21 protein-coding genes and 2 pseudogenes are annotated in these 18,372 nt (G+C 53.5%); 4 read left to right on the top strand and 19 right to left on the bottom strand.

The window, feature by feature from the left end; translation table 11 throughout:
- Window positions 1-535: 535 nt before the first annotated feature.
- From QIT27_RS02875 to QIT27_RS02840, 8 genes are all read right to left on the bottom strand, one after another.
- Window positions 536-1,918 carry an IS1380 family transposase gene (locus tag QIT27_RS02875; RefSeq protein WP_285262828.1) on the bottom strand — a complete coding sequence of 461 codons (1,383 nt, stop codon included), beginning with the start codon at window positions 1,916-1,918 and terminating at the stop codon, window positions 536-538.
- Between the two features lie 508 nt (window positions 1,919-2,426).
- Window positions 2,427-2,837 carry a c-type cytochrome gene (locus QIT27_RS02870; RefSeq protein ID WP_231125686.1) on the bottom strand — a complete coding sequence of 137 codons (411 nt, stop codon included), beginning with the start codon at window positions 2,835-2,837 and terminating at the stop codon, window positions 2,427-2,429.
- A gap of 52 nt (window positions 2,838-2,889) precedes the next feature.
- Window positions 2,890-3,756 (bottom strand): WD40/YVTN/BNR-like repeat-containing protein, encoded by an 867-nt coding sequence (locus tag QIT27_RS02865; protein ID WP_285262827.1) that lies wholly within the window; start codon window positions 3,754-3,756, stop codon window positions 2,890-2,892.
- Between the two features lie 23 nt (window positions 3,757-3,779).
- Complete coding sequence (locus QIT27_RS02860; protein ID WP_044630813.1) at window positions 3,780-4,523, bottom strand: cytochrome c biogenesis CcdA family protein; 744 nt, start codon at window positions 4,521-4,523, stop codon at window positions 3,780-3,782.
- Window positions 4,524-4,539: 16 nt separating this feature from the next.
- Window positions 4,540-4,923, bottom strand: a complete 384-nt coding sequence (locus QIT27_RS02855; protein WP_044630814.1) for a hypothetical protein — start codon at window positions 4,921-4,923, stop codon at window positions 4,540-4,542.
- 12 nt (window positions 4,924-4,935) lie between these two features.
- Complete coding sequence (locus QIT27_RS02850) at window positions 4,936-5,484, bottom strand: TlpA family protein disulfide reductase (RefSeq protein WP_044630815.1); 549 nt, start codon at window positions 5,482-5,484, stop codon at window positions 4,936-4,938.
- A gap of 14 nt (window positions 5,485-5,498) precedes the next feature.
- The gene (locus tag QIT27_RS02845; RefSeq protein ID WP_285262826.1) at window positions 5,499-5,939 is read right to left on the bottom strand and encodes a DUF411 domain-containing protein; all 441 of its coding nucleotides are present in this window, start codon (window positions 5,937-5,939) and stop codon (window positions 5,499-5,501) included.
- Window positions 5,940-6,047: 108 nt separating this feature from the next.
- Entirely contained in the window at window positions 6,048-6,284 is a 237-nt protein-coding gene (locus QIT27_RS02840) for a hypothetical protein (protein ID WP_044630872.1), read from the bottom strand.
- A 244-nt stretch (window positions 6,285-6,528) separates the two neighbouring features.
- Between QIT27_RS02840 and QIT27_RS02835 the strand changes: the two genes are divergently transcribed.
- Entirely contained in the window at window positions 6,529-6,954 is a 426-nt protein-coding gene (locus QIT27_RS02835; RefSeq protein WP_285262825.1) for a MerR family transcriptional regulator, read from the top strand.
- 68 nt (window positions 6,955-7,022) lie between these two features.
- On the opposite strand, the pseudogene QIT27_RS02830 reads toward QIT27_RS02835, so the two are convergent.
- The 10 genes and pseudogenes from QIT27_RS02830 to QIT27_RS02785 form a co-directional block, all read right to left on the bottom strand.
- Window positions 7,023-7,685 (bottom strand): annotated as a pseudogene (locus tag QIT27_RS02830) (sulfite exporter TauE/SafE family protein); the annotation flags it as partial.
- Entirely contained in the window at window positions 7,686-8,228 is a 543-nt protein-coding gene (locus QIT27_RS02825; RefSeq protein WP_285262823.1) for a protein-disulfide reductase DsbD domain-containing protein, read from the bottom strand. It lies immediately after the preceding pseudogene.
- Window positions 8,225-9,037 (bottom strand): prolipoprotein diacylglyceryl transferase, encoded by an 813-nt coding sequence (gene lgt, locus QIT27_RS02820; RefSeq protein WP_022522187.1) that lies wholly within the window; start codon window positions 9,035-9,037, stop codon window positions 8,225-8,227. The genes QIT27_RS02825 and lgt overlap by 4 nt, the downstream gene beginning before the upstream one ends.
- A 68-nt stretch (window positions 9,038-9,105) precedes the next feature.
- Window positions 9,106-9,633 (bottom strand): DsbE family thiol:disulfide interchange protein, encoded by a 528-nt coding sequence (locus tag QIT27_RS02815; RefSeq protein WP_053856991.1) that lies wholly within the window; start codon window positions 9,631-9,633, stop codon window positions 9,106-9,108.
- Between the two features lie 90 nt (window positions 9,634-9,723).
- Window positions 9,724-10,401, bottom strand: coding sequence for a TVP38/TMEM64 family protein (locus tag QIT27_RS02810; protein WP_053856992.1), 678 nt, complete (start codon window positions 10,399-10,401; stop codon window positions 9,724-9,726).
- Window positions 10,402-10,462: 61 nt separating this feature from the next.
- Window positions 10,463-11,293 carry a thiol:disulfide interchange protein DsbG gene (gene dsbG, locus QIT27_RS02805; protein WP_022522190.1) on the bottom strand — a complete coding sequence of 277 codons (831 nt, stop codon included), beginning with the start codon at window positions 11,291-11,293 and terminating at the stop codon, window positions 10,463-10,465.
- Window positions 11,294-11,358: 65 nt separating this feature from the next.
- Window positions 11,359-11,484: a hypothetical protein gene (locus tag QIT27_RS02800; protein WP_258955997.1), complete on the bottom strand. Its 126-nt coding sequence runs from the start codon at window positions 11,482-11,484 to the stop codon at window positions 11,359-11,361.
- Between the two features lie 33 nt (window positions 11,485-11,517).
- Window positions 11,518-13,992 carry a heavy metal translocating P-type ATPase gene (locus tag QIT27_RS02795; protein ID WP_172420649.1) on the bottom strand — a complete coding sequence of 825 codons (2,475 nt, stop codon included), beginning with the start codon at window positions 13,990-13,992 and terminating at the stop codon, window positions 11,518-11,520.
- A 78-nt stretch (window positions 13,993-14,070) separates the two neighbouring features.
- Window positions 14,071-14,478: a heavy metal-responsive transcriptional regulator gene (locus QIT27_RS02790; RefSeq protein ID WP_058579630.1), complete on the bottom strand. Its 408-nt coding sequence runs from the start codon at window positions 14,476-14,478 to the stop codon at window positions 14,071-14,073.
- 71 nt (window positions 14,479-14,549) lie between these two features.
- Window positions 14,550-15,185 carry a peroxiredoxin gene (locus QIT27_RS02785; protein WP_074211540.1) on the bottom strand — a complete coding sequence of 212 codons (636 nt, stop codon included), beginning with the start codon at window positions 15,183-15,185 and terminating at the stop codon, window positions 14,550-14,552.
- 247 nt (window positions 15,186-15,432) lie between these two features.
- On the opposite strand from QIT27_RS02785, the gene QIT27_RS02780 reads away from it, so the two are divergent.
- The 3 genes and pseudogenes from QIT27_RS02780 to QIT27_RS02775 all read left to right on the top strand — a co-directional run.
- A complete protein-coding gene (locus QIT27_RS02780) occupies window positions 15,433-16,155 on the top strand; it encodes a cytochrome c biogenesis CcdA family protein (RefSeq protein WP_022522193.1) in 723 nt (240 codons plus the stop codon).
- A gap of 420 nt (window positions 16,156-16,575) precedes the next feature.
- Window positions 16,576-16,905 carry a four-helix bundle copper-binding protein gene (locus QIT27_RS17015; RefSeq protein ID WP_350338751.1) on the top strand — a complete coding sequence of 110 codons (330 nt, stop codon included), beginning with the start codon at window positions 16,576-16,578 and terminating at the stop codon, window positions 16,903-16,905.
- A gap of 233 nt (window positions 16,906-17,138) precedes the next feature.
- Window positions 17,139-17,357, top strand: a pseudogene (locus QIT27_RS02775) (transposase); the annotation flags it as partial.
- Window positions 17,358-17,500: 143 nt separating this feature from the next.
- Here the strand turns inward: QIT27_RS02775 and QIT27_RS02770 are convergent.
- Window positions 17,501-18,364 carry a DcaP family trimeric outer membrane transporter gene (locus QIT27_RS02770; protein ID WP_285262839.1) on the bottom strand — a complete coding sequence of 288 codons (864 nt, stop codon included), beginning with the start codon at window positions 18,362-18,364 and terminating at the stop codon, window positions 17,501-17,503.
- Window positions 18,365-18,372: the final 8 nt, after the last annotated feature.

Raw genomic sequence — 18,372 nt, 5'->3', positions numbered from 1 at the left:
TTAGGGTCTGAAACGCTAACTCCCAGGTGCTCATGAAGCTCTTCATAGCCGCCAATACGTTCATAGCCCAGATATCCCTGGGAAATCGTATCGACATGACATGTTCCTGCTCTGTAAACGCGTCAATCTCTTATCGCGAAGTCAGCAGGTTTACGTTCACCTAAGGCCCATGTGCACGAGCAGGTCAACGATCTACAAGCCAAACGGACATATGTACTCTCCTGTTTGCAACCATAAGCGCGAGCGCTGGAGTGGGTCGTTGTCACCGTTATGAACCTCTTAGTTGTTTATTAACACTATATCCCGCCTCATTCACGAGGGCTCTGATCGGGCAGTCTGAAGCTACGTGCCATCGGCATTGCTCGTAAGGGTCCGTATTTCCGGCGTGAGCGCCTGCTTCGTAATGCCCGAACACTGCGTTTCTTTCGCCGATTTATAACCTCCAGGAATTAATCTCGACCTTCAAAGCAGCCGTGATCGCCGACCGCCGCCGCGGTCGCTCGCTTTCTGATGCTGTGGTGGTCTCGCAGGAGCGTCAGCTCAGTGCGGTCAGCTTTGGCAGCCCCTTAAGCAAGGTCGGCCACCACTTGTCGGCAGCGGCTCCGAGATGAACCGTGATGCGCCGAGCGTGCAGCCTCAGCGTGGCGGCCACCTTCAGCACCTGCTCGCGCATCCGACTCAGACTCCAGCCTTGTCGGGTTTGCCGCTCCAGCAGGCAGCGCAGGCCATGCAGGACCTGGTAGGCGTAGAGGCTGAGCAGCAGGCTCACCTCGTTGCGGGCCATCACGTCCTGAACGGTGGAGGCGCCGCGATCCGTCGACGAGAGGTGCACGTCGAGTGCCGACTTCACCTCGCCCATATGGGCTTCGGCGCTGCCCCGCTTGCGATAGAGCGCCAGGATCTTCTCCGGCGGCCAGTCGAACTTGCCGAGGTTGGTGACCAGGAAGAAGGCATGCAGCAGCAGGTCATCGGGGCGTTCCTGCACCACCAGCACTACGCGCCGCGGTGCCGGCCAGGAGCCGGCTTGGTACGCCAGGTCGTGGCACCACTCGCGAGGCTGCTCGGGTGGCCGGCCGGGTGGCCGCTTCAGGAGCGGTGCTGCCAGCTTCTGTAGACCGGTGTGACTGCGCAACCGGCCCAGGTATTCGATCCCCCGGTCCTCCAGGGCTTCCAGCGTGTCGTTGTCGGTGAATCCGGCGTCGATGCGCACACGAACCTGTGCCCCGGTGCTCTCGTTGAGCCGCTTCACCAGGTGCGGGATCCAAGTGTCGGCGCTCTCTGCCGGGCCGGCGTTACCCTCTCGCAGTAGCCCGCCGACCATATCGCCGGTTTCGGCCAGCGAGGCGACCAGCGGCGAGTAGATGCGGGCCCCGTAAAGGCCATGATAGGCCGAGCCGCCCTGGTGGCCATGGGCCTCGATCGGCAGGCCGTCGATGTCCAGCGTCAGCTGCTTGGGTCGCTCCCCGTTCTTCAGCGACGTCAGCCGCCAGACCACCAGCCGCAGCAGGCCTTCGTGCACAGCATCGATATTGTCGTTGCGCCCGAGGCAGGTCAGCAGCCGCGACAGCGTGGCTTGCGACGGCCGGTCCTGGGCCAGGGGCGTCATCCCACGCGCGTCGCTGCAGGCCAACTGCCAGAGCGGGTCACGGCGCAGCGAGTCGGTATCGCTGAGATCGATCCAGCCCATCGCGCGCTGCAGCACCAGGAGGGTGCGTAGCTGACTGGCCAGCGAGTGGCGGATACGCAGCGGGTGACGCGGATCGACTAGGTTGTCTTCCAGCGCCTCAACCGCGCCGCTGTTGTCGAGGGTTTCACGCAGCAGCAAAGCGCCGCTGTCGCTGGTGGTGCGCTGGCCGCTCAACTCGACACGGACAGAGCTGTTGCACGAGGGCGTCCAGGTGGATAGGCTTTCACCCATAGCGGATGGCTCTCTTGGTTCAGGTTCTTGCCGGAACGTTCTGATTTCTCAAGAGAATACCATCCGCTATCTTCGTTTTCAGGCCGACCTCATGAATAAGGCGGGTATATTGCTTACCTAACATAATAATCTAACTCCCTTCCACAGCCTTCAGATCAAATATGTGGCGCGACGAAAACTTTATTGTGAAGTGAGCCAGTCGATCTTACTAAGCCTGAAGGCGCCTCAGTCGTTAGGTAATAAGTTTATTTTATATGAAATTTGTTAACTTCCATGTCTCAACATAAACATTTGAGATTCGCTAAAGTGTATATTTATTCGCTGACAATGCGAAGTTGGTTTTCTAAGTAAGGGCTAGCATTCGCCGGGAGCAGGTTTGTCGGAGTTAAAAGGACCAAGAGGTTGTTTTCTACTTAATAACACAAGTGGGCGGTTGAGACGGTAGCTAACAGTGTGGTGACCCATAAGGTGACTAAGAAAATTTGTTATAGGGCATAGACACTATTATTTACTCTGGGGGTATTCCAGTTTGTATTGGAAAGGGGTTCTCAATACTTTCGTCTGCTTGGTGACGCCTTTGCTCTTGTGTCCATAATGTCTTGAGATAATTCACCACATCTCGTATCTCGCTGGGAGCCAAAACTTCCTGATACGCTGGCATCGTTAGCCTATCGGTTTTATTCCAGGGGTCGCGCCAACCCTCGGCAATAATTCGGTAGAGCATGGCATCAGAGTGTTTCCAGGTATGGCCCTCTGGCCCATGTGGTGGAGCAGGTAACTCGCCTAGAGCATTTTGCTCTTCCCAGTTGGGCATGCCTTCGCCTTGTGTACCGTGGCAACTAGCACAGTATTGTCGGTAAACTCTTTTTCCGTCTTCCAGCTGAGGAGTATCGCTTGAAAAAGGACGGTCCTCAGCCATGGCGTGCCCCACAACCATTAGCGTCAGCCATGAGGCAGTGAAAAAACAGTGCTTACGCATCGGGATAAGTCCAGGATTGGCCTTCGTCTTCACTGTGTAGAAGTTCCCCTTTCTGGTTTAAACCATAGAGAGTGTCTTTGGCGGAGAGTGTGAGTGCAACGAGCTCTGTGCCGTCACCAGCTACTTGTTGCCACTCTTGACCACCCGTTTCACTACGCCATAGTCCTTGCTGTGTAACCACATAGACTCGCTTTGGGTTGCCAAGGCTATAAGCCACATCATAGACGCTGCCAGCATCAAGTGCTCCGGTCGGTCTCCAACCGCAAAAGCAGTCCATCGATAGACGCACCGCATCGTCCGATACCCCGTAGAGCCAGCCGGTCTGCATGCTGCCTTCCATGTCAGAGTGGACGAGTCGGTTAATCTTTTGTGAAGGACCACTGTCCATTTTTTTCCAGGTGGTGCCAGCATCCTCGCTTTGGTAGATGCCGTCTTCTTCAATTACCGCATAAAGTGTTTCGTTCTGACGGCGATGTACAGCTAGCGCAGTAACCTCTCGGCTAGGTAGGTTAGCGCTAAGCTCTTGCCAGGTTTCTCCATTGTCGGTGCTACGCTGCACCCCGATTGAGGGGCCTGCGATATAGAGCGCTTGCGGATCAGTGGAGGGGGCCGATACCGCGCGCAACTGGCCTTCATTCACGTCTTCGGGCAAGGGAATCGCATTCCAGGTCATGCCTTCATCGGCACGCTGGAATAGTTGGTTAGCCTCAATTTTAAACAGTCGTTTGCCTGTTACGTCATATTGCAGTGCAAGCAACCCTTCTTCAGTTGCCAAGGCCGTAATGGCGCTGCCAAAGCTGACTGCGGCCAAGCCTGTCAGTAAGAAGACACGTAAAAAACGACTCACGATCATGTGCATTTCAATATTTCCTTAAATAACGATTAGCCGATAACACCTAGGGCAGGGAAAGTACGCAATAACCAATATGACAGCTCGGATAGTTTGCCTGTGATCATTAAGCTACCCATCAGGATCATGATCAACCCAGCCGCTATATGTATGAAATGCCCCCAGCGACGCAGGAATTTCTGGTGCTTTATGAAGCGATCAAGTGAAAGGGCACTCAGCATGAAGGGCACACCCAGACCCAAAGAATAAACGCCGAGCAACGCCATGCCGCTCCAGGCGTTGGCCGTGGAAGCGCTGACGGTAAGAATGGCACCTAGAATCGGGCCAATGCAGGGGGTCCAGCCAAATGCAAACGCTAAACCAAGCAGATAAGCCGCACTGCGGCTTCCGCCGACGTCCTTCAGTCGACCCATAAACCGCCATTCTTGATGAAACCAGCGCCATGGCATGAGCCCGGTCATGAAGGCACCAAACAGTATAACGATAAGGCCACCGACTAGGTTTGCTTCTTGGCGATACACCAATAGCAGACGACCAATGGCGGTGGAGCTGGCTCCCAGCAACAAAAAAACGGTTGAAAAACCGAGCACGAACCATATCGACTGGGTTAACACCCGGAGTCGCTCTCGTCTATCCGCCTTCTGTAATTGTCCGAGCGAGCGGCCGGTCATGAAAGAAAGATAGCCAGGCACAAGTGGCAAAACACAGGGTGAAATGAACGAGATCAGGCCTGCCAGAAAGGCAGTGACCAGTCCTATATTGGCTACTTCAAGCATTACCCTTTACCCATGGCTAGGCTTGGAAATTTGATGAGGAATGCTTGATTGACTCGTTTTGATCTACTATTTGGCGAGTGGTGGACGCTGTGCCAGCATTCACTTCTGAAGCGTCTTCTACCCGGGCCTGAACATTGTTAGCGTCGCTTTGCTCGGTCGCTTCACCTTTTTTGTCTTTGCACTTCATCATGCATAGGCCTAATCCGCACATAATGAGACATGGCAATAGGCTCAATAGTATAGGCGCGATGCCCAGCAAAACCAGGTTATCCCAGCCAAAAGCAAGGCCGCCAGCCACTGCCACGCCACCCAGCAACATCAGGCCGCGTGGCCCTGTCAACAGGCCTTGTAGCCCCGATTTTTGTTTGTTCTGTTGGGTTTTGTCGTCACAACAACTCATGGTGCTACCTCATTATCTGGTTGCAATCATTTCGGCAAGAAAGTCGATCATGTCTTGAGTGTTCCACTCGGCTTCCCCCACGAGGCGCCCAATTTCTTTGCCTTGGCGGTCAAGTAGCAGCGTCGTGGGAATACCTACGGCCCCAAGATCTGCACTGGCCATCCCGGTTTTATCTATATAGGGAGCCAGATGTTCAATGCCTATCTCTTGATAAAATTCATTAACAATCTCGACCCCCTTACGGTCGATCGATAAGGCGACCACTTCAAAGTCATCGCTGCCAAGCTCAGCTTGCAGGGCATCTAAAGTGGGCATTTCCTCTCGGCAAGGCCCACACCATGTTGCCCAGATGTTGAGTAGAATCAGTTTCCCTTCAAAGTCAGCCAGTGTTAAAGGGGTACCGCCACTATCCTCGAAACTGATTTGTGCCACGTCGTTGGGGGTGGCCCAGAGAAGAAACCCTTGTGGCCCTGAGCTTTCTGACGGGGCGGCCATGGCAAGGGAGGTGGCCGTCATCAGAAATACGGCTACGAGATGTCCTGCCAGGATGGGTAGTTTCATCGCCACACTACCCCTTAGTGAGTCGCGTAAATGTCGGGGCTATTGGTCGGTTGCGAGGCTATGACATAGACCTCCAGCGGGCCGCGTTTTTCTCCCGACATGCCCGGTGAACCAAGCGGCATTCCCGGCACACTCAGCCCTATGATAGAGGGCTTTGCATCAAGCACTTGGGTCACGCTCTCAACAGGCACATGCCCTTCGAAGAGATAGTCTTCTACGACCGTGGTATGGCAGCCATGCAGTTCTTCAGGGACGTTATACTCGGCTTTCATTTCAACGAGGTCATGGGTGTCGACCGTCTCCACGTCGAAGCCGTTTTGTTCCAAATACTTGGCATATTCGGCACAACACCCGCAATTGGGATTTTTGTAGAGGGTCGCTGATATATCAGCCGCCAATCCCGATACGGGAAAAGCCAGTAAAGACGTAACGGCTAGCGCTTTCCAATGTTTCATATGTTGAGTGTCCGGTGAGATAACAGTGAGGAAGGTCTAAGCGACGCTACCCGCATAAGTGAAAAGGTTGCTTGCGTACAACGTACAAGCAACCCTATCCGAGCCGCTTTAAGCGTCATCGTTCTCATGCTGCATGTTTTCCATCATGGCGTTACATTTTTCCATCATGGACTTCATATCGCCCATCATGTCGTGCATACCACCTGCTTGCATCATATTGCTATGCATGTCATTGCCCTCCATCGGCTTCTGCTGATTCTCTTCTTGGGCAAGAAGCGAGCTAGCTCCGAAGCTACTGGCAGCAACAATGGCGGTAAACAGGATCGCAGTATTACGTTTACGCATGACACTCTCCTTTGTGTGTGAATCACTCTGCCAAACGAGCTGAGGGTAGGACGTGATGAAGGTTTTTAACCTGTGGCAGAGCAGCTTTTGTAAGATATCCTTAAAGCAGACTTCAAGGTCAAGGCCTCATTTTAAATTTCGATGTACAACCGAAAGGTTTGCCATAAGCGCCCGTTGAAGACTTGACCTTTGGGCAGCCTGGCGGTTGTAAGCTGGCTACGAGTAAACAAATGAGGGTAAGCCAATGCGAGTCTCCGAGCTGGCTCAGACGGGAGGGGTAACGGCAGAAACGGTACGTCACTATACAAGGGAAGGGTTGTTGCAACCGCACCGCGACCCGCGCAACGGTTATCAACTCTACGATATAGAGTCCTTGGGGCGCCTACGTTTTATCGACTGCCTGCGTTCGCTGGGCGTTAGTCTTCCAGAGATCAAACAAATATTATCTTGGGCGGATCAAGGCACCGTAGAGTTTAATGAACCAGTACCACTCGCCACTCAAAGGCGACGTCTTCTCTTGCGGACCCAAGAACTCCAGGTGATAGCGCGATGGTTAGATAACATGAACCAAGACAAGATGACTGAAAGCTTCAGGCTGAAGGAACTAATCGAATCGCTTGGGACAGGTAAATTAGTTTTCGAGGCTAATGATTCGCGAAGTAATCATTAGTGATGCTGCGAAGTCATGGCACTGTGCGTATCCACCATCCCTATCATGGATTGCAGATGCCAGAGTTACCAGACGGCAAACGTAATAATCAGCAGCGCTGCTAGCGTACGAGTCGCAGGACTACGTATCCATATTGAGACGCGGCGCGCTGCCACACCGGTCGCTAGGACGGCAGGCAGGGTGCCGAGCCCGAAGGCCCCCATCATCGCGGCGGCACGCAATGGCTCGGCTACGGCCAGACTCCAGGCCAGCATCGAATAGATTAGCCCACAAGGCATCCAGCCCCATAGCGAGCCAAGTGCGAACGCTTGGGGCACTTTTACAACAGGCATCAAGCGACGTCCTATTGGTTCGATGCGGCGCCACAGAACGCGCCCTAGTGCCTCGATACGTAGCAAGCCCTTCCACCAGTTGGCGATATAAAGCGCCATCAGTATCAACATGACCGCCGCCAGGATACGCAATACCAGGGCGAAGCTGTCCAATGCATGGTTGAGCACGGAACCGAGCAGGGCCACCAAGGCACCCGCGATCATGTAGCTGCTGATACGGCCTAAATTATAGCCGAGCAACAGAGCTGCTAAACGGCTAGGTTGTCGCATGCTGGGGGGCACAGCAAAGGTCAGGGCACTCATGATGCCGCCACACATGCCGATACAGTGCGCGCCTCCCAGCAAGCCGAAGACGAAGGCCACCGCCAGCGGCGGCAGGCTCAGGTCGGCGGGATTCATTTAAGGAGCGCCTTTGGTGCTATCCGCCGTACCAAGGGAGGGGCTGGTGGCGAAGGTCGCCGGAGGGGAGCCGTACGGTGAGATAAGTTCGACCTGTTCGGGTGGATAGCAAAGTCCTTGATCGGAACAGCCCTGAAAGGTCACCACGACGGCCAACGGTCCGATCACGGTCTCGCTCGCCTCGATGGGCGCACTCACCAACACCTGATTGTAGAAAACATTAATGTCCCCCAAAGATGCGTGCGACATTGGCTCACCAGGTGGCAAAGCCAGCTCTCCGAAATTGATACTTCGAGAGAGACTCTCAATCGCAAACTGATGCCGATGAAGGTAATGGTCTTCGGCGACGGTGAAACCGACATAAACCCGATCATCGTCTCGCCAAGCGGTGGTTCGGAAGGCTTCTGTAGCCGGTAGAAAGTCACGTTGCGTCGAACGGTTAAAAGGGGAGCTTTTGTCACCAACCCCAAATATCTCTTCACGTGCCGCTACCGGTGTGACTATAAAGAGTGCCACCATTAGAAAAGCGAAGACTTGTTTCATGAGTTTAACGCCGCCTTTGGCTTATCCACTGGCTGACGTCTGGACCAAGCGACCAGAGCAAAACCCGCTATGAGCATCGGTAGTGTCAACAGCTGCCCCATGGTCAACCAGCCAAAAGCGATGAATCCCAACTGAGGGTCTGGGAGGCGCACGAACTCCACGATGAAGCGAAAGGCTCCGTACAGAAGCAGGAACAACCCAGAGATGAGGCCTCGCTGACGCGGTCGGCGCGATAGCCACCACAGCACGGCAAACAACACGACACCTTCAAGGGCAAACTCGTAGAGAGCCGAAGGATGGCGTGGCTCTGGGCCCAGCTCCATCATGGATGGAAACACCATTGCCCAAGGTACATCACTAACTCTTCCCGGTAACTCGTGATTGATGAAGTTACCGAGGCGACCCGCTCCCAGGCCGATCGGGACTAACGGAGCAATGAAGTCAGTCAGTTGAATAAAAGCCAGTTGATGTTTGCGAGCAAACAGCCAGGCAGCCACTAATACACCGGCAAGGCCGCCATGAAAGCTCATGCCTCCTTCCCAGATTTTTAATAACCAAAGGGGGTTTGCTTGCAGTTGTTCGAGCCCGTAAAACAGCGCATAGCCAAGACGGCCGCCAACGATGATGCCGATGGCGCCGTAGAAGATCAGGTCGCCCATATCATCGTGGCTTAGGCCGAGTCGGTGGGCTCGATGCCGACCCAACCACCAAGCAGCGACTAGCCCGATGACATACATTAAGCCATACCAGTGGATCTGAAGAGGGCCTATGGCGATGGCGATCGGATCAATTTGAGGGTATTGCAACATATACCTTCCTTAACTTAGCGTTACAGATGGAGTCATTAATAAAAAAATAATGCGTTTTCATAACCGTTTTATCGTTTCCACTTCTCGACTTCTTGGATGACTCGCTCAACATCTTCAGACGTTATGTAACCTGTATGTTTGTAACGAATAGTGCCTTCGGTATCGACCAGATAGCTTTCTGGGGCGCCATACACACCTAGCTCAAAACCTAGGTTACCCTCTGGATCAAAGATGTTGACTTCAAAAGGGTTCCCGAACTCGTCAAGAAACTCGAGCCCCTTTGCCTGGGTATCCTTGTAGTTGATCCCAACCAAGCGGACGCCTCGCGCGGCTAAATCCAATAACTGCGGCATTTCATGTTTGCAAGTCGGACACCACTCTCCCCACACATTGACTAATGTCACCTTTCCTTTAAAAAGAGATTCATCAACGAGCCTTGAGGGGTCTTCCAGCGTTGTCAGGCTGAATGGCGGAAACGGCTGAGCTAACAAGGGTGAATCTCTGGCGCTAGGATCCATTGATAAGCCCTGATAAAAGAAAAAGCTTAAACCAAAAAAGCCCAATAGGGGTAAAAATAGCAATGTCCGAAATTTCACGTGTACGTCTCACAGGTAGTAGCGGGTAAGTGCCTGCTGAGCATTGTTAATGCTTACGAAAGTTGATTTAGAGCACTCGGTTGCTATCGGTCATGGCTGTCGAGCCCATAAGCGTTTCGCCAGCAGAGGCAGCAATGTAATGCCACTGATGAGAATCAGCGCGATTGTGAGGCCACGGGAGTCGGCCGTAATCAGCACTTCGCCGAACATGACGATTAGATACGCCGTGGGGATCACGCCGGCCAGTGTGGCGATCAAAAAGCGCCAGAAAGACAGGGGGGTGATACCTGCCGCATAGCTGACGGCATCAAACGAAAGGAAGGGCACCAATCGGGATGCAAAAACGATGAGCATCAAGCCTGTCTGAGAGCGCTCCTTTCCCAGCCAGTTGAGGATGGGCCGCGTACGCGGCCAGCGTTGCATCACTTCATAGCCGAGCAAACGAGCAATGCAGAAAGCGAGCAGAGCACCGGCTTCGGCACCGATAACGACATAGATCGTCCCCCAAACTGGGCCGTAAAGCGCACCAGCCACCATCGCAATTGGGCCACTGGGAATCGGGCTCATGACAATGGCCGCCATCATCATAAAGATGATGGCCAACGGCCCCCAGACGCCCAGCCTATCAAGCCACTCACGCAAGGCCTGCTTGTCGGTCAAGACCGACAAGGCGCCGGTCTCCATCAGAATCCAATAAAGGGCCGCCAAACCCATCAATAGAGTGAGCCCCAAAAAGAGCGTTTGCTTTACGCTAAGCTTGGTTGCCATGTGCATCTCAGTGGTCGTGATTGGGGAGACTCGCATCTCAGCCCTGTACCGTTATGGTGTATCATTCAACGCCCAATATTTCGCGAAACTGGTCGGTCGACACTGCGCCATTGATACGCTGAACTTTCCCGGCTTCATCACGGTAGTAGCTGGTTGGCGTTCCCGTAGCACCGGCCTCACGCATGATCTGGGCGTGATTTCTAAGAAGCGCTTGACTCTCCTCCGACGGCTCCACCGGCCTTATGCCGCCATTGCGAAATTCCAGTTCATGAGTTTCGAGAGCACTGGCCGGATTGTCGGATTCAAGGATTGCAGCAGCTTTGCGAAGACTGTCCTCTGATAGCACACCGACCAGCACGTGACGAAGCTGTAACACGCCTTGCTCAATGAGCGGGCGCGAATTTTTCCAGAGTGCATTGCAGTAGGGGCAGTTGGGGTCTGTTAGTGTGTACACAATATGCGAAGCATCATCATTCCCCTCCGAGATAAAACGAGTGTTTTCAAACGCACTCCAGGTAGCTTCCAGCATGGGGTCCAGCACCAGAGCCTGAAGCTGGCTTTCCATAACGGCATTGCCCTGCGGGTCGATTAACGTACCAATGACGGCGTAGTCGGAAGAGGAGGAGATATAAGCTGCCATAGGCTCATTATCATAAGACAAGGCATAGCCTTGGAGACCGTCAGGCGCTTCGAAGCTGCCATGGAAGGTGAACCCTTGATCCACCAATGCGGTAATCGATTTGGGCAAGGGAGACTCAGTATTCGTGGCACTGCTGGCCTGACGACTCTCAGTGGCATCAGTACTTGCTTCCTGCGCCAACGCAGGCAACGTTATAAGACCTAACAGACCTGCAGCAGCTAGGCAATAAGTGATAGGTAGGATATATCTCATGGATGCTCTCTTTATTAGTTTCTGATCTACCCAAGGGGGACGATTGTATTCGGTTGCCAGCTTCATCACTTCTTATTAAAAAACAGGTATTTGATGAGCGCAGCAACACCAAGCCCCAGCGCAATAATCAACAAGATCGCTATTAGGCCCATCCCTGCCATACCCCACATGCAGCTTTCACTTCCCATCATTTTGAATTCCTCGTTAACACGACATTGTTTGGTTTAGGCGCGATGAACAGCATCGTTTGGACGTGGTGTGGCATTGCCGGTATCCGATGTGAAACGGCGTAGCCGCAACGAGTTAGTCAGCACAAAAACACTGGAAATGCTCATGGCCGCCGCCGCCAGCATGGGGCTGAGCAATACGCCGATGAACGGATAGAGCACGCCCGCCGCCACGGGGATCAACGCTACGTTGTAGCCATAGGCCCAAACGAAATTGCCGATAATGGTCCGGTGGGTACGCTTGGAGAGCGCCGTGGCATTGACGATGCCTCGCAAATCGCCACTCATCAGCACCACATCGCCGGACTCGATGGCAATATCGGTGCCAGTGCCGATCGCAATGCCCACGTCGGCCTGGGCCAAAGCGGGCGCATCATTGATCCCGTCCCCCACAAAAGCGACGCGCTTGCCCTCCGCCTGGAGACGCCGGATCTCTGCCGCTTTCTGGTCGGGCAGTACCTCAGCGAGAATCTGCTGGATGCCAACCTGTCGGGCGATAGCATCGGCAGTGGCACGGTTATCGCCGGTGAGCATGGCCACTTCCAGCCCTTGCGCTTTGAGTGCTGCGATAGCGTCGGCAGAGCCCTCCTTGAGGGGATCCGCCACCGCGATGACTGCAGCAAGCTGACCGTCTACCGCGGCATAGAGCGGGCTCTTGGCGTTCTCGGCCAACACCTTGGCGCGTGTTTCTGCCTGGCCGAGGTCGATTTCCAGCCGACGCATGTAACGATCAGCCCCTACATGTACCAAGTGGCCGTCGACCTCGGCTTCAATGCCGTAGCCTGGCTCGGCACTAAAGCGACTGACAGGGGGTAATTCCAGCCCACGGGTCTTGGCGCCCTGCACAATAGCCTCAGCGATGGGGTGCTCGCTTTGAGCTTCCACCGCCGCGACCAGTCGCAGCACGTCGTTTTCATGACCGTTAATAGCTTCGAAATCAGTCAGTTCGGGGCGTCCTTGGGTCAAAGTGCCGGTCTTGTCCAGCACCACCGTATTCATCTTGGCCAGCGTCTCAAGCGCCGCCCCTTTGCGAAATAGCACCCCCATCTCGGCCCCTTTCCCGGTACTGACCATGATGGCCGTTGGGGTGGCCAGGCCCATCGCACATGGGCAGGCAATTAGCAGCACGCTAACGGTAGTGACAAAGGCAAAGGACAAGGACGGCGCCGGTCCGAAAGCGAACCAGAGTGCAAAGGTCATCGTGGCGATAGCGATGACTACGGGAACAAATACACCAGCAACCTTGTCGGCCAACTGCTGGATGGGGGGCTTCTCCGCTTGGGCCGTTTCCACCATCTTGACGATCTGCGACAAGACAGTGTCGGCACCGACTCGCGTGGCCCGAAAGGTAAGTGCACCGTTCTTGTTGATAGTGCCACCGACGACTTCGGAATCCTTCTGTTTGACGACCGGCACTGGCTCACCGCTGATCATCGACTCATCAACGTAGGAGTGGCCCTCCTCAACGATGCCATCTACTGGAACACGCTCCCCTGGGCGAACCAAAATACGATCGCCCGTGACGACGGCGTCGATAGGCAGCTCGACGGTTTCATCTTCGCGGATGACGCGGGCAGTTTTCGCCTGTAATTGCAGAAGCTTCTTGATAGCCTCGGAGGTGCGGCCCTTGGCAATGTGTTCAAAATAGCGACCGAGCAGAATTAGCGTCACGATGACCGCCGCCGCTTCGAAATAGCTCACGGCGGTTCCGACGGGGAAGAGCGCGGGCATTAGCAGGGCGGCGACCGAATAAAAATAGGCAGCGCTCGATCCGATCATAACGAGGCTATTCATGCCAGGATTAAAATGCCGGAGTTCGGCGAAGCCAGTACGATAGAAGCGTGCCCCGGCATAGAACTGCACCGGTGTGGCCAACAACCACTCAACGCCCATCCAGCCGCGATGCGGCATTAGACTCGTTAACAGCGCGTCAAAAGTGGGAATCATTTTCCCCATGGCGATGATGACTACCGGAATCGTAAATATTGCCGCGAGCACGACTCGACGGCGAAGCTCGGCTCTTTCCCGATCCTCGCTGTCCGTTGGTGGCGGCGTATCGGTATCCTGCGGTTCATAGCCTGCTTCGCGGATGGCATGCTGAATACGCGTTAACGAAACGGCTCCTGGCAGGAAACGAACGAAGGCCTTCTGGGTAGCAAGGTTAACACTCACTTCCACCATGCCGGGCAGCTTCGTTAGCGTTCGCTCTATCCGAGAGACACAAGATCCGCAACTCATGCCGGTAACAGGAATCTCGATACTTTCCACTACCGGTTGATAGCCCGCTGTTTCAATGGCGTCGAGTAGGCTAGTGGTCGTGGTAACTGCTTCGACCTGGATAGCCGCCTTCTGGGTGGCGAGGTTCACTTGAGCGTTGATCACGCCTGGCTGCTGGCTGAGTGCACGTTCCACACGTCCAACACAGGAAGCACAGGACATACCACGAATCTCGATATCGACGTTTTGCGCCATAATGAAGATCTCCTGTTATTTATTGACGACCCGATATGCGAGCTTGATTCCCCATGTTCGCTGTCGAGAAAGTGCTGATCATTCAGCCTGCTCAGCGATAGCTTCAACAATCGGGCAGCCTTCCTGCATAGGCCCTTCGCCTGCACACTCGCTCAGTGTTTTCGATAATACGGCTTCAATCCGCGTGAGGTGTTTGATCTGCTCGCGCACCTTGTGCAGCTTCTCCCCGGCGATGCGTTTAGCTTGCGCCCGGTCGCCATTAGCATCCTGAAGCATTAGCAGCTCCCGAATCTCTTGCAGCGTGAAGCCCCACTGCTTGGCATGGACGATAAACTGCAACCGATCCACAGCTTCCAGTGGGTAACGCCGATAGTTGGCATCGGTCCTCCTCGGAGGAGGCATAAGTTTCTCTTTTTCGTAGAATCGAATCGCCTGGCTAGCGACCCCGCTTCGTTCGGCAAGCTCGCCGATACTTAGTGTTTGCATAGCGTTACCTCACGACATTATTAATCTAAGCTTCTGGCAGCCTGACTCAACGAATCTACCGGTCGGGGCTCCTATTGCTCCGGTTGGCGCACGACCCTAAGGTAGGGCGTCTTGGTGTTCCAGCCTTCGGGAAAGTGTTGCCTAGCGTCATCATTCGATAGCGATGGCGAGATGATGACATCGTCACCGTTTTGCCAGTCAACTGGGGTGGCCACTTTGTGCTTGTCAGTTAGCTGAAGCGAATCGAGAACCCGCAGTATCTCGTCGACATTACGTCCTGTGCTGGGTGGATACGTCAAAGTGAGACGAATTTTCTTGTCAGAATCGATGATGAAGACCGTACGCACCGTCAGTTTGGGGTCGGCTTTGGGATGGATCATTCCATAAAGCTTCGCTACCACCTGATCTTCGTCAGCCAGCAAGGGGTAGTTCAGGGCCGTGCCCTGAGTCTGTTCAATATCCCCCAGCCAGTCGTGGTGAGAGCTGAGGGGATCCACCGAAACCCCAACCAGTTTGGCACCCCGCTTGGTGAATTCGTTCTTTCGCTTGGCAAACGCGCCCAGTTCTGTGGTGCATACTGGCGTAAAATCAGCGGGGTGCGAGAACAGAACCGCCCAGCTGTCGTCAAGCCATTGGTGAAAGTTGACCGTGCCTTGTGTGGATTCGATCGTGAAGTTTGGTGCTGTCTCGCCCAGTTGTAGCGCCATGGAAATGTCCTCATGTCATTCATTGAGTAGCCACCATAACTTTGAAGTCAACTTTAAGGTCAAGCCTGATGTGTAATATTTGCAATTCGATAGGAGACAAATAATTTGTCAATAAAGGTTGACCTTAAAGCAGCTGTAAGCCTTAAAATTCTTACGGCGTTAAAATGGATATGATAGGAGGTAGCACCATGGGATTGGTATCAATACCCTTGTTGGCCGTCTCCATAACTTAAGTTGCGATAACACATTGGAATCTCTCTCTTCCATCGGCTTGGTCGGCGCCTTTATCGGCGGATTGGTCTCCTTCTTCTCGCCCTGCACGCTGCCCCTGTTACCGGCCTACCTGTCGGTGGTCACAGGCGGTAGTGCCGGTAAAGCCGACAGGCGGTTAGAGGCATTGACCCTCAGTGCCTTCTTCGTCTTCGGCTTCAGCATCGTGTTCATCCTACTCGGGCTCGGCGCCAGTAGTATCGGGCAACTGATGCGAGGGTATCGCCAAGAATTCAACTGGGTTGCCGGCTCGGCGGTGATCGTGCTGGGCCTCTTCATGACCGGCGTGTTCCGATTGCCGCTTTTCCAGCGTACCTTTCAGTTCACCCCCAATGTCCAGGGTGGCTCTCCGCTTTCGGCTACTGTGTTCGGGGTATCTTTTGCCATCGGCTGGACGCCCTGTATCGGCCCCATCCTGGGCGCCATCTTGATGGCCACGTCCAATGCTGCTAGTGCCCAGGCTGGAATGATATATCTCAGTGCCTACTCGGCTGGCCTAGCGCTACCTTTTCTTGCCAGCACTTTACTGATTAACCGATTCGCTCTGCATCGGCAAAGCCTAGGAAGGTGGAGCGCCTATGCTCGCCCCGTGGCGGGCACGGTTGTGATCCTGATGGGCATCGCCATCGTCTCGGGTACCATGACGCGGCTTTCCAGTATCATGGTCGACCTTTTTCCCTCCCTGGCGACCCTGGGGTAGCCAGGCCGTCAGAGAAGTAGAGATTAATTTTCATACTGACTCCTTAGGAAGCTTATTAGGCTGAGCTAGTCTCCTAAAAGGAGATTATTTTTATAAAGCTTAGAACTTGATTCCTCTCATTATTAATTTAGTTTTCTCACCTACTTACTTTAATTAGGGGCTTCGTGGCGAGCTAACTTCCAGGCGCAGCGAATGCTGCAGTATTTTTTGAAAAACATTTACTATAGTAGGCCTTCCTGAATCTTAACTGAATAATAAAAAATTATTGGCAAGTAGCGCACAGCTACCTTTTTAACTTTATATTTCGTGAGTAGTTACCTGATTACCTTTCCTTGATTTTTCTTTTAGGTTGTTCTAGCTTTATTATGCCAAGCAAGAGCTATGGTGAATAAAATCTGATTTAATAAATGGAGAATCGAGATGGATTTTGGAAAATATGAGAATTGCATTGAAGCTTGTCACGTATGTGCAGCGTATTGTGACAAGTGTGCAACTGAGTGCCTAAAAGTAGACGACGTAAAAATGATGGCGGAATGTATTCGCCTTAACATGCAATGTGCTCAAATTTGCCGGTTAGCCGCTTCATTCATGGCACAAGAAAGCGAGTTTGCGCACGAGATCTGCCGTCTATGTGCCGACATTTGTAAAAAGTGTGGTGATGAGTGTGCAAAACATGATGCAACCCATTGTCAAGAGTGTGCTCAAGCTTGTCATCGCTGCGCTGAAGAATGTGCCGCAATGGCCAGCTAAGCTTCAAACCAGCCGGGGCAAGCGCTCCGGCTCGACGTGAACTTCTATGGAGAAATTCATTTGCTTTAACTCAGGCTTTCAAATTATTGAGGTAATTATTTTGAAATAAACTCTAGTAGAAGCAAGCCTACTGCGAGCCTCTTTTAAGGAAACACTGCATAAATACGACCGTTGCTGCCTAAGTGCCACCGGCAGGGCAAAATACAGTTTTCCACTACCCGCCAGAGTTCTCGATGAAACAGATCTCGTTTGCTCAGGCTGAGCACCAGAACAATAAGAAGGTCACCCGCCGGGAACGGTTCCTGGGACAGATGTTGCGGATCTACTTCCTTCAGCAATGGTATGCACTGGTCGACGAAGCGCTTGAAGATGCCATCTATGACAGCCAGGCCATGCGCGACTTCATCTGTATCGATTTGGTCATCAAAAGTGTTCCCGACGCGACTGATCTTTCTTATTCAGTTTAGTGACAGTGGTATTGTGGGTCGCCTGTTCGATCAGGCCCCACATGAAGTGACGAAGAACCATAAAAAAGCTTGGGCATACGCCCAAGCAATCGATCAAAACAGCTTCTCTGCTATGCTACTAACTCACCCTAGAAACTATACTGGGCAGCCACCATCACACGGCTCGCATCTTCTTCACGGCCATCGGCCAACTCCGTTTCGAAATAGCCGTACTCAATTCCGTACATCAAGCGTTCGTTGGGAGTCCACATCAGATTAAGAAATGTATTCTTGTTCTTTCTACCTGCATTCCCACCTACGGTAGGGTCGCCCAATTCGACATCGGTATAGCCATGGGACGCGTTCAGTGAATACTGTGGTGATATTTGATAAGAAAGACCAAGGGCTCCGCCATCGCCAGATAGCGTTTGCAGCTTACCGTTGGTATCGACGTAGGCATCGGCACCGTTGAAGTAATCGCCAGACAGATAGAGGTAACTGTTCGCCCCCTCGCTGGCGTTCACGATCGCTCTCAAGGTCACCGGTCCGGCATGGTAGGCACCTGCGGCGAAGGCCCCATAGCCCATTTCCGTATCCTTTTCGCTTCCGGTATCGTACTTCAGCTGCCGGGCGATGCCGGCGATTGAGTAGGAAAAGTCACCCATACTATCTTCATAGCGCAGGCTCAACGCGGGCATCGATGATACGGCATCGTCATTATCCGGTAGCAAATCATCTTCTGGCACTGAGCCATCTATATTCTCAGCCAATTGAGCTTGAGGGTCTTCCGCGGCTATCGAGAATCCTCCCATGGTGTAGCGCAACTGGGCTAGGCGCGACCCATAGCCATTGCTTCCCGCCGTGCCGAGGAAATCCAGTGTGGGCGTGGCGGCGACGAAGGTGGTGTAATTCGACCAGGTTTGCCCTGCCAGAATGCCATTCCAGGACCCATAGGCATGCCGTAGTCTGAAGCGCGTATTATCATCGTTGTAGGACCAGAAATCCCCTTCGATAACGGTGT

The sequence above is a fragment of the Halomonas sp. LC1 genome, assembly GCF_030247125.1.
Taxonomy (GTDB): Bacteria; Pseudomonadota; Gammaproteobacteria; order Pseudomonadales; family Halomonadaceae; genus Vreelandella.
This window is presented reverse-complemented; position numbering and strand designations above follow the sequence as displayed.

Bases quoted from the DNA above. Each gene is read 5' to 3' on its own strand.
- QIT27_RS02835 (WP_285262825.1), top strand. From the start codon at position 6,529: ATGCGAGTCTCCGAGCTGGCTCAGACGGGAGGGGTAACGGCAGAAACG.
- QIT27_RS02850 (WP_044630815.1), bottom strand. From the start codon at position 5,484: ATGAAACTACCCATCCTGGCAGGACATCTCGTAGCCGTATTTCTGATG.
- QIT27_RS02825 (WP_285262823.1), bottom strand. From the start codon at position 8,228: ATGAAACAAGTCTTCGCTTTTCTAATGGTGGCACTCTTTATAGTCACA.
- QIT27_RS02840 (WP_044630872.1), bottom strand. From the start codon at position 6,284: ATGCGTAAACGTAATACTGCGATCCTGTTTACCGCCATTGTTGCTGCC.
- QIT27_RS02870 (WP_231125686.1), bottom strand. From the start codon at position 2,837: ATGGCTGAGGACCGTCCTTTTTCAAGCGATACTCCTCAGCTGGAAGAC.
- QIT27_RS02785 (WP_074211540.1), bottom strand. From the start codon at position 15,185: ATGGCGCTACAACTGGGCGAGACAGCACCAAACTTCACGATCGAATCC.
- QIT27_RS02875 (WP_285262828.1), bottom strand. From the start codon at position 1,918: ATGGGTGAAAGCCTATCCACCTGGACGCCCTCGTGCAACAGCTCTGTC.
- QIT27_RS02810 (WP_053856992.1), bottom strand. From the start codon at position 10,401: ATGGCAACCAAGCTTAGCGTAAAGCAAACGCTCTTTTTGGGGCTCACT.
- QIT27_RS02800 (WP_258955997.1), bottom strand. From the start codon at position 11,484: ATGATGGGAAGTGAAAGCTGCATGTGGGGTATGGCAGGGATGGGCCTA.
- lgt (WP_022522187.1), bottom strand. From the start codon at position 9,037: ATGTTGCAATACCCTCAAATTGATCCGATCGCCATCGCCATAGGCCCT.
- QIT27_RS02860 (WP_044630813.1), bottom strand. From the start codon at position 4,523: ATGCTTGAAGTAGCCAATATAGGACTGGTCACTGCCTTTCTGGCAGGC.
- QIT27_RS02855 (WP_044630814.1), bottom strand. From the start codon at position 4,923: ATGAGTTGTTGTGACGACAAAACCCAACAGAACAAACAAAAATCGGGG.
- QIT27_RS02790 (WP_058579630.1), bottom strand. From the start codon at position 14,478: ATGCAAACACTAAGTATCGGCGAGCTTGCCGAACGAAGCGGGGTCGCT.
- QIT27_RS17015 (WP_350338751.1), top strand. From the start codon at position 16,576: ATGGATTTTGGAAAATATGAGAATTGCATTGAAGCTTGTCACGTATGT.
- dsbG (WP_022522190.1), bottom strand. From the start codon at position 11,293: ATGAGATATATCCTACCTATCACTTATTGCCTAGCTGCTGCAGGTCTG.
- QIT27_RS02845 (WP_285262826.1), bottom strand. From the start codon at position 5,939: ATGAAACATTGGAAAGCGCTAGCCGTTACGTCTTTACTGGCTTTTCCC.
- QIT27_RS02795 (WP_172420649.1), bottom strand. From the start codon at position 13,992: ATGGCGCAAAACGTCGATATCGAGATTCGTGGTATGTCCTGTGCTTCC.
- QIT27_RS02865 (WP_285262827.1), bottom strand. From the start codon at position 3,756: ATGCACATGATCGTGAGTCGTTTTTTACGTGTCTTCTTACTGACAGGC.